The sequence below is a fragment of the Bordetella petrii genome, from assembly GCF_020991325.1.
GTDB classification, from domain to species: Bacteria; Pseudomonadota; Gammaproteobacteria; order Burkholderiales; family Burkholderiaceae_B; genus Bordetella_A; species Bordetella_A petrii_E.
Genome location: NZ_JAJMLX010000167.1, coordinates 1 through 10,103 on the forward strand (window position 1 = coordinate 1; position 10,103 = coordinate 10,103).

7 protein-coding genes and 1 pseudogene are annotated in these 10,103 nt (G+C 66.9%); 5 read left to right on the forward strand and 3 right to left on the reverse strand.

The genetic code is table 11. The features are described 5' to 3' along the window. The 4 genes and pseudogenes from LPZ50_RS16195 to LPZ50_RS16210 all read left to right on the forward strand — a co-directional run. Window positions 1-342, forward strand: a pseudogene (locus LPZ50_RS16195) (hypothetical protein); the annotation flags it as partial. 5 nt (window positions 343-347) lie between these two features. Beyond that, window positions 348-2,486: a TonB-dependent receptor gene (locus LPZ50_RS16200; protein ID WP_230662593.1), complete on the forward strand. Its 2,139-nt coding sequence runs from the start codon at window positions 348-350 to the stop codon at window positions 2,484-2,486. A gap of 378 nt (window positions 2,487-2,864) precedes the next feature. Next, window positions 2,865-3,872 carry a biotin synthase BioB gene (gene bioB / locus LPZ50_RS16205; RefSeq protein ID WP_230662595.1) on the forward strand — a complete coding sequence of 336 codons (1,008 nt, stop codon included), beginning with the start codon at window positions 2,865-2,867 and terminating at the stop codon, window positions 3,870-3,872. Then, complete coding sequence (locus LPZ50_RS16210) at window positions 3,869-4,726, forward strand: EamA/RhaT family transporter (protein WP_230662603.1); 858 nt, start codon at window positions 3,869-3,871, stop codon at window positions 4,724-4,726. Before bioB ends, LPZ50_RS16210 begins: the two co-directional genes overlap by 4 nt. Window positions 4,727-5,182: 456 nt before the next feature. Here the strand turns inward: LPZ50_RS16210 and LPZ50_RS16215 are convergent, their stop codons facing one another. Both LPZ50_RS16215 and LPZ50_RS16220 read right to left on the reverse strand, forming a co-directional pair. Further along, window positions 5,183-6,550: an MFS transporter gene (locus LPZ50_RS16215; protein ID WP_230662605.1), complete on the reverse strand. Its 1,368-nt coding sequence runs from the start codon at window positions 6,548-6,550 to the stop codon at window positions 5,183-5,185. A 75-nt stretch (window positions 6,551-6,625) separates the two neighbouring features. Then, window positions 6,626-7,129, reverse strand: coding sequence for a peroxiredoxin (locus LPZ50_RS16220; RefSeq protein ID WP_230662597.1), 504 nt, complete (start codon window positions 7,127-7,129; stop codon window positions 6,626-6,628). Between the two features lie 194 nt (window positions 7,130-7,323). Here LPZ50_RS16220 and LPZ50_RS16225 point away from each other — a divergent pair, with 194 nt between their 5' ends. After that, window positions 7,324-7,743 carry a hypothetical protein gene (locus LPZ50_RS16225; RefSeq protein ID WP_230662599.1) on the forward strand — a complete coding sequence of 140 codons (420 nt, stop codon included), beginning with the start codon at window positions 7,324-7,326 and terminating at the stop codon, window positions 7,741-7,743. A 46-nt stretch (window positions 7,744-7,789) separates the two neighbouring features. Here LPZ50_RS16225 and LPZ50_RS16230 read toward each other — a convergent pair. Beyond that, a partial coding sequence (locus LPZ50_RS16230) for a DUF748 domain-containing protein (RefSeq protein WP_230662601.1) occupies window positions 7,790-10,103 on the reverse strand: 2,314 nt, incomplete at its 5' end.

Sequence of the window (10,103 nt, forward strand, 5' to 3'; positions counted from 1 at the left end):
GATACGGCGGCGGCGCAGGCCGGCATCGCCGGCTATGCGTATTACGCCGTGTTCTGCGCCTGGCTGGCCCTGGCCTTCTGGCTGGGAGCGTCCCGCGCGTCGGCGGGCCTGCTGTGGGCCAGCGCCGCGCTGAACGCGGCGGTGCCGCTGTCCAGCGCCGTCTCGTTTATTGCCGCCGCACACGCCGCGCCGTATCTGCAGGCCTATTTCTTCGTGGACAGCTTCTTCGCCATTGCCGCCGTGCTGCTGGGCTACCTGGCCTACCGCGCGCAGCGGCGCTACCGGCAGGGCCCGCGCATTTTTCCCGCATCCCCCACCCGTATCCGGCCACAATCCCCTTGAACAACATGTCAATAAAAAACACCACACCGCGGTACGTTGCACCTTCCGCCCGCGCCTGCCTGATCGCGACGCTGGCCCTGCCCACGCTGGCCATGGCGCAAGCCGCCACCGGCACCACGACCTTGTCGCCCATCACCGTGCAGGGCCAGATCGATGCCGAGGCACTGCCACCGGCCGCGCCTGGCGGCCAGGTGGCCACCGGATCGCGGCTGGGCATCCTGGGCAACAAAGATGTGATGGACACTCCGTTCAACACCACCTCGTACACGTCCGGGCTGATCCAGGATCAGCAGGCGCGCACGGTGGGCGAAGTGCTGCTGAACGATCCCTCGGTGCGCACCACCACCAATGCCGGCCACATGTATGAACACTTCACCATCCGCGGACTGCGGGTCGACGGCGCGGACATGGCCTTCAATGGCATGTACGGTGTCATGCCGTTCGCCCATGTGCCCATCGAGTTCATCGAGCGTGTAGAAGTGCTGCGCGGCCCCAGTTCCATGCTGACCAGCATGGGCCCGACGGCCAGCCTGGGCGGCATGATCAACCTGGTGCCCAAGCGCGCGGGCTCTACCCCCATTGCCGACCTGACCACCTCGTACGTCAGCCCGGGCTACGGACAGGCCCATGTGGACCTGGGCCGCCGCTTCGGCGACGAAGAGCGGCTGGGCATACGCTTCAACGGTGTGTACGGCACCGGCGAAACCGGCGTATCGGGCCAGCGCAAGGGACGCGAGCTGGGCGCGCTGGGCCTGGACTACGCGGGCGACAACTGGCGCGTGTCGCTGGACGCCTATAGCAGCCGGGAAGACATCGAGAACGGCAGCCCCGCCATGTATCAAATGAGCCGCCTGGGCCAGCTGGTGCGCCCGCCCAACAATTCGTCGAACCTGTTCCGCGGCACCAGCGGCGTGCAGCGCGACTACGGTTTCGCCTTGCGCGGCGAGCTGGACATCAACGAACACCTGACCGCCTACGCGGCCTTCGGCGGCTCGAACTCGCGCGGACGCGGCCTGATGTTCGGCACGCGCACCGTGGTCACCGGCACCGATGGGTCGGCGCTGGGCTATGTGTACAACGTGGATTCGGAAGAACAGGCCCGCGTGGGCGAAGTGGGCCTGCGCGCCAAATTCCAGACCGGCAGCGTGTCCCACACGATGACGCTGGCCGGCAACGTGGGCAGCTTCGAGCAGGACGTGTACAACCGGCCCAATGCCGGCTATCCGCAGAACATCTACGATCCGATCCGGCCGGATTTCCCCGACAGCCCCGACCGCGCCGGCGGCAATGGCTATGACGATGTGCTGACCTCGGTGGCGCTGGCCGACACCCTGGGGTTCGCCAAGGACAAGGTCCAGGTGACCCTCGGCGGCCGCTACCAGCGCGTGCGCCAGGGGCGCGGCGTGGACTACGACGAATCGAAAATCACCCCCATGGCCGCGGTGGTGCTCAAGCCCTGGGGCGAAGACACGTCCTTGTACGCCAACTATATCGAGGGCCTGCAGCCCGGCGAGACCGTGGGCCTGGGCTACCTGAACGAAGGCGAAACCTTCAAGCCCACCCAATCCCGCCAGGTGGAGTTCGGCATCAAGCTGCGCCGGGGCGATTATCTGCACACCTTCAGCGCGTTCCAGATCGACAAGAGCTTCCTGGGCGTCAGCCTGGAAGACGCCGGCGACCGCATCGCCGAGGGCAAGCAGCGCAACCGCGGGCTGGAATGGACGGTCAGCGGCAAACTGACCCGCACCTTGACGGTGCTGGGCGGCGTGTCGTACCTGACGTCGGAACAACGCACCACGGTGGGCGACGGCAAGAAGGGCAACGACATCTATGGTTCGCCCAACTGGCTGGCCAACCTGGGGCTGGAGTGGGCCACGCCGGTACAGGGCCTGAGCCTGAACGGGCGCGTCATCTACACCGGCCCCCAGTGGCTGGATTCGGCCAACGACATCCGCATGCCTTCGTGGACCCGCGTGGACGTGGGCGCCAAGTATGCGACCCGCATTTCCAACACGCCGGTCACGTTCTACGCCAACGTGGACAATCTGTTCGACCGCGACTACTGGGACGGCACCTTTGCCGACGGCTTCGCCACCCTGTCGCCGCAGCGCACACTGCGCCTGGGGGCGACGATCTCGTTCTGAGCGCAGGCGGTGTAACGGTGTCTGGCACCCTGGCGGGAGCCAGACACCCCTGGGCATTCGCGAGAATTCGCGGCGGCAGCTTAGCCAGGTGTCTGGCTCCCGCCAGGGTGCCAGACACCGTTATGTGCCGCGATAGTCTCGTTTAGACGGCGCACGACTTTACATAAAGAAACAAAAAATCCGGGACACAAACTAAGCGACGATGCCGGCGGATTGCCGGCACGCACCCGCCATTACGCCGTCTTTATCTATTAATTTCGGCAAATTCCCCGTCATTTATGCCAATTCTGGCGCCGTTGCACGGACGCCGAACCCGTTCTTACGATCCGCCCCACTGGCCGGCCTTCGCCGCGGCCAGGTTGATCACCGGAGAACGCCATGCATACCTCGACCATCCCCGTTGCCGATATAGCCCGGCCTGCCCAGGCACCCAACCCGGCCTGGCGCACCGATGACATCCTGGCCTTGTATGAACTGCCCTTCATGGACCTGCTGTACCGCGCCCAGCAAGTGCATCGACAGCATTTCGACGCCAATGCCGTCCAGCTTTCCAGCCTGCTGTCGATCAAGACCGGCGGCTGCCCGGAAGACTGCGCCTACTGCCCGCAATCGGCGCACCATGACACCGGCCTGGCCGCCGACAAGCTGATGCCGCTGGACGAGGTACTGAACGCGGCACGGGCCGCGCAGGCGGGCGGCGCGCAGCGCTTCTGCATGGGCGCGGCCTGGCGCAGCCCCAAGCCGCATCACCTGGAACAAGTTGCCGAGATGATCAGCGCAGTAAAAGCGCTGGGCCTGGAAACCTGCGTCACGCTGGGCATGCTGCGCGACGGCCAGGCCGAACAACTGAAAGCCGCTGGCCTGGACTACTACAACCACAACCTGGACACGTCGCCCGAGTTCTACGGCAGCATCATCTCCACGCGCACCTACCAAGACCGCCTGGACACGCTGGACCGCGTGCGCGACGCCGGGTTGAACGTGTGCTGCGGCGGCATTGTGGGCATGGGGGAAGCGCGCCGGGAACGCGCCGCGCTGATCGCACAACTGGCCAGCCTGGATCCTTATCCCGAATCCGTGCCCATCAACAACCTGGTCCAGGTTGAAGGCACTCCCCTGGCCGGCACCGAGCCGCTGGACCCCTTCGAGTTCGTGCGCACCATTGCCGTGGCCCGCATTGCCATGCCGCGCGCCCGGGTCCGGCTGTCGGCGGGCCGCGAGACCATGGACGACACCATGCAGGCCCTGTGTTTCCTGGCCGGCGCCAACTCGCTGTTCTGCGGCGACATGTTGCTGACCACCGGCAATCCGCAAGTGGATGCCGACCAGCGCCTGCTGGCCCGCCTGGGCATGCATGCGGAAGGCGCCGTGCCATGTTCCAGCTGACGCCGGGCCTGCTGTACCTGCTGGCCAGCGTGGCGTTCAGCGTCACCGTGGCGGTAATGCTGAAGCTGGCCCGCCGCTACCAGGTCGATGTGCGCCAGGCCATCGCCGCGAACTACGCCGTGACTGCCGCGCTGACCTGGCTGATACTGCGGCCCACCAGCGCGCAGATCGAGTCGGCCAGCCATTCCTGGGGCTTGCTGCTGGCGCTGGGACTGCTGCTGCCCAGCGGCTTCATGGCGATGGCGCAGTCCGTGCGCCACGCCGGCATCGTGCGCAGCGACGCGGCCCAGCGCCTGTCGCTGTTCCTGCCCCTGCTGGCGGCCTTCCTGTTGTTTGGCGAATCGATCACCCTGCGCAAGGCCGGCGCCATTGCCCTGGCTTTCACCGCCCTGTTCTGCGTGCTGCAGCGGCGCGGCCTGGAACCCGCCGGCACCAGCGGCGGCAAGGCCTGGCTGTGGCCGCTGGGGGTATGGGCGGCCTATGGCGTGGTGGACATCCTGTTCAAGCAAATGGCCAAGGCCGGGGCCGCGTTCCCGGGCGCATTGCTGATCGCCTTCGCCTTGTCCGGCGTACTCATGGCCGGCTATCTGCTGGCGCGGCGCATCCATTGGCAGCCCCGCCACCTGCTGGCCGGCGTGGCGCTGGGGGCAGCGAACTTCGGCAACATCGTCACCTACATCGGCGCGCACCAGGCCTTGCCGAAAAACCCGGCCCTGGTGTTCTCGACCATGAACATGGGGGTGATCGCGGTGGGCACGGTGGTGGGCGCACTGGCGTTCAGCGAGCCGCTCAGCCGCGTGAACCTGCTGGGGCTGGTGCTGGCATTGGCGGCGATCTTGATGATGATGCCTTGACGGCCCGGCCGGTGAAAGTCCCACCCCCGAAGCGCTACGCGCTTTCCACCTCGCGGCTTGCAAGCCGCTCGGATTCACCAAGCAGGGAACAGTCCTCAAGGACTGTTCCCTGTCCGAGCTCATCCCCCTCAAGGGGGCGACGCTGGCGGACCGGCAAAGCCGGCTCCGCGGCGTCCCCGATCTGGCTCCACCGTTTCATTCCGGGCGGGTCGCGCATCGCGCAGTGAAACGCTGACACCTGTGCCACGACAGTCTCAGTCGAACGGTGTCTGGCACCCTGGCGGGAGCCAGACACCCATCAACACCGAATACTCGCCACGATCTTGCAGAGGCATGGCCGGGTGTCTGACTCCCCGGCAGGGGTGTCAGACACCGATATGTGCGCAGGCTCGGCACGACGGGTGCAGACACCCGGCAACAGCCAGGAATCACGGCACAGGCCCAAAGGCTTGCCCGTCACGTGCCGGTGCGTGCCTGCGGCTGTTCGTCGTCCGGGGGCCCGGCGGGCGTGGTGCCGGCAGAAGGCGCATCGGGCTCGGGGGATGCCGCGTCGGGCTCGGGCGGCGCCACTTCCATGCTGACGTCCACTTCCAGGTCGACGCGCGGATCCAGCGCCGCCACGGCCGGAGAGCTTTGCAGGTTGTCGGGCAGCGGCACGAAATGCACGGGCGCCTCGTCGACCTGGTGCGCGCCCGTGACGCGCGCGGGCCGCACCTGCCACACCAGGATCAGGGCACACACCGACACGAACACGTAGTACATGCTGGGGCCCGCGGCCGACATCAGCACGCCCGCCACCATGGGCCCCAGGCAGGCGCCCACGCCGTAGGTCATCAGCAGGATGGCGCTGAGGCCCACGCGGCGCTCGGGTTCGACGTGGTCGTTGGCGAAGGCGGCGCCCAGCGGGTACAAGGTGAACTGCAGCACGCCGAACACGCAGGACATGACCACCATCAGCCAGAACGGCAGGCTGAACCAGCCCCACATGACCACCGGCAGCAGTACCAGCAGGAAGGCATTGAAACGGATCAGGCCGGCGCGGTTGATGCGGTCGGACAGCCAGCCCATGGGCCATTGCGACAGCAGGCCGGCCGTGACGCCGGCCGCCACGAAAACGGCCGCCTGGGAGGTGGTCATGCCGAAATTGGCGGCATACACCGGCGCCAGGCCATAGAACGCGCCCGACAGGTTGCCGGCCACGAACAGCACGGTTAGCGACAAAGGCACGCGCTGCCGGAAAAACCGCAGGTCCAGCGGCGCGGGCAAGGGCGTGGGCGGGTGCGAACGCGCCGTCACCGCAATGGGCACCAGGCACAGCACCAGGCTGGCCGCCACCAGGGTCAGCGGGCGCTGGTCCAGCGTGGAATAGGCGGTGAGCACCAACTGCCCCAGCACCGTGCCCAGGCCCGACACCACCATGTAAACCGAGAACACCCGGCCGCGCTGGTTGTTCTCGGTTTGCTCATTCAGCCAGCTTTCGATGACCATCAGTTCGGTCACCATGACAATGCCCGACACCAGGCGGAACAGCAGCCAGACCGGCATGTAGTCCACCAGCACCTGCGCCAGGATCATGCTGGTGGAGATGGCCGCACAGGCCACGAAGGCGCGGATGTGGCCCACGCGGATGATCAGTTTGTGGCCCATGCGCGCGCCGCACACCAGGCCCAGGTAATAGCTGGCGATAAGGGCGCCGACCCAGATTTCACTGACCGATTCGGAGGTCAGCCGCAGCCCCATGTAGGTGTTGTACAAGCCGGTGCCTATCAGCATCAGCAAGGTCGCCAGGTAAAGCGACGAAAAGGAAGAAATCGTGGATAGCATGGGATGCAGGAATTGCCGCCGGACGGCGGCGCCGCGGAGCGGCACGATGCCCTCCGCGGATGTCACTACGGTAGATCAGATCTGCGACAACATAGTGGCAGCGTCGCTGACCTCGAACTTGCCGGGGGCTTCGATGTTCAGCTGCTTGATTTCGCCGTCTTTCAGCACCATGGAATAGCGCTGCGAACGCACCCCCATGCCGCGCCCGTCCAGATCCAGTTCCAGGCCCAGCGCGCGGGTCCAGTGGGCCGAACCGTCGGCCAGCATGCGCACCTTGCCGGCGGTTTGCTGTTCGCGGCCCCAGGCCCCCATGACGAACGCATCATTGACCGCCACGCACCAGACTTCGTCGACACCCTTGGCTTTCAGGGCCTGGGCTTGTTCGACATAACCCGGCAGGTGCTTGGCCGAGCAGGTGGGCGTGAAGGCGCCCGGCACGGCGAACACGGCGATGGTCTTGCCCTTGGCCAGATCGGCCACCTGGAACGCGTTGGGGCCCAGCGAGCAGCCATTGGCTTCGGTGTCGAAGAACTCGGTGAGGGTGCCGTCGGGCACGCGATCGCCGACTTTGATGGTCATGGTTTTCTCCAGGTACGGGACGGGATGGCGCGGGCGGATATCGCCCGCAAACCGCCATCATAGTGCCACTCGGCGGTTCCCGGGGGAAGGGCCGGGCGGCGGCGCTAAACGCGGGAAAAAAACGCGCACAGTCTGATACCACTCCATACGGTCCGGGCGGCCTGCGGGCGGGCGGGGCTTGCCATAATGGACCCATGCGCAAATACCTGTCTCTTGCCCTTGCGCTGGCCGCGGGTCTGGCCGGCGCCCTTGAAGCCCATGCCCAGGACCAGTTCGAATTCGACCAACTGGTTGCCACGTCCGGCGCCACCAATGGCGCCGCGCAAGTGTGCGGGGCGTCGCCCCCCGACCTGAAGCGGCACCACGCCACGGCCCAGGCCAACTTCCAGCGCTACGCCGCGGAATACGGCTACCAGGCCGGCCGCTTCGAACCCCAGTTCCAGCAGGGCCGCAAAGACGGCGAAAAAATGATGACCGACATGCGCGAATCGGGCGTGGACGGCTGCGCCGGCATGCTGGGCAGCTTCCAGCACGAACGCGACATGAGCTACGACGAAATGAAGCAGGGCATCGCCGAAGTGACCGACGGCCTGCCCGAGCCCAAGGCTCCCTGAAGCCTGCCGACGGGCCCGAGCCCGCCGCGCCGCCGCCCCGCATTCTTTACTGCAGGGCGAACTCCACGCGCGACGGCTTGGCCTCGCCCTCGCCCGCCGCGCCGTCCAGGTTCGACGCCACGATGAAAATGCGGTCGGCCGGGCCGATTTCCTGCAGTTTTTCGTACACGGCCTGGGCACGCGCATCGGCCAGTTGCCGCAGGTCGTCCTCGCCCACGGGCGCGGCCTTGCGCAGCATGGCCTCCATTTCATCGGGCGGCACCGATTTGGCGAATCCGATGAAATTGCGCGGCTTGTCTTCGATATCGGTGTCGTCGTAGACCTCTTCCAGGTACTCGGCGCGCTCGGCGTCGGACACCTGGATACTGGCCGGGTCGGGATGCTTGCCGCGGCCGCCCGTATCGTCCGCCTTGGCCTTGCGCACCTGCAGGTCCACCCAGGCCTGGCGCAGGCCTTCGGTGTCGGTGACCGGATCGGCGCGCCCGATGATGTCCAGTTTCAGGCCGGGCCGGTCGTTCAGGGCCTTGGCCAGGGTGGTGAGGCTGTCGTTGGAATCGGCCGCCAGGATGGCGCTGCCGGGCTCGAAGTTGATATAGGAAAGCTCTTCGCCGCCTCCGAACGCCGACGCCAGCAGCGAGAAAGGCGAGGTCACGGCCTTGACCACCAGGTTGACCAGCACCCGCACGATGATGCCGCCCACCGAGAACTGCGGGTCGTCCAGCGACCCGGATATGGGCAGGTTGATATCGATATTGCCCCGGCTGTCTTTCAGCAGCGCCACCGCCAGCATCACCGGCAGCTTGGTGGCGTCGGGGCTGTCGGTCTTGTCGCCGAAGGTCAGCTGGTTCAGCACCACGTGGTTGCTGGCCTGCAGCGCGCGGTCTTTCAGCTTGTATTCCAGGTCGAGCGACAGCTTGCCGCGCTTGATGGGATAGCCCACATATTTCGACGAATACGTGGTGAAGCGCGGCAGGTCCACGCCCTTGGCCGAGGCTTTCAGGTCCAGCGACAGGAATTCCGCGAACGGCTGCACCGTGCCGCTGACCGACAGCGGCGCCGTTCCGTACACCCGCCCGGTCACCTTCACCTTGGCCGGCTTGGGGTTGCGCGAGGAAACCTCGGACAGCCCGCCTTCGATGCGCGAGAGTTCCGCGGTGTAGTTCGGCTTGACGAAGCGGTCGGTGAACGTCATGCGGCCGCTTTTCAGCGTGACACTGCCGATGGAAATGTCCGGCAACTGGCCCGAGGTGTCCGGCTCGCGCGCGGTGCGGCCGCGCGTCTGGGTGTCCTGGGTGATGGAACCGCCCGCCTGGCCTGGCTCGGCCACCAGGTCCATGACATTCAGCCGGCCCTCGGCGCTGAGCAGGATGCGGCCATAAAAATCATCCAGCGTGATGTCGCCCAGATTGGCGGCCAGCTTGTCGCCATCCATCGTCACCCGCATGCCGTCCAACCCCAGGCGCTTCCACTTCAGGAAGTCATCGCGATTGACGCGGTCGGCCAGGTCCAGGCCGGTGACATCCAGCCCGCCTTCCCAGCGCACTTTCATGGGCGCGCCGCCCGCCGCCGCCGCGAATGCCGCCTGCCCGCGCGCGCCGACTGTCACCGCGCGCACCGTGGCATTCAGGCTGGACGCCACATAGGGCGCCAGCGACGCCAGGTCCAGGCCCTGCAGATCGACCTGGGTCTGCAACGCCAGGGGCTGCGGCGTCAACTGGCCTTGCAGGGCAAGCTGCCCCTGCCCTTGGATGCCGGACGCCTGCAGCGTAAAGGGCGTGGGCTGCCCGTCCAGCGCCAGGCGGTCGGCGCTGAGCGCCAGTTTTTCCAGGGCCAGGTCTACCGCCGGTTTTACCGATTCGTCGCGCACCGCCAGTTGCGAGATGTCGGCCCGCACGCCGGTCGCCGCGACCTGGGTCGCGCCATTGCGCTCGGCCAGCTGGATGCGGCCGCTGAGCCCCAGCAGCCCGTCCTGCAGCTGGATAGGAGCCTGGCTGCGCACCGCCGCGGCAAACGGCGCCAGCGCCACGTGGCCGACCTGCAGGTTCAGGTCCAGCGCCAGGGGGCTGAGCATCAACGGCCCCTTGGCGCGTATCCAGCCGCCATCCAGCGGGTTGTCCATGGTCAGCCAGGTCAGGATGGGCTGGTCGGGCGGCTGCGGGAACTGCAGGTTCTCCACCGTGGCGCCCAGGCCGGCCAGGGTGTAGTCCAGCCCGGTGGGCGCATCGCGCAAATGCAGGCTGGCGTCGTTCAGGTTGATAGCATCCACCGCCACCTTCCAGCCGTCCGGCTCGGGGGGCGGTTCGGAAGCCGGTGCCGGGCCAGGCGCGGGGCCGGCCTGGGCAGCTTCCCCGGCCGGCACG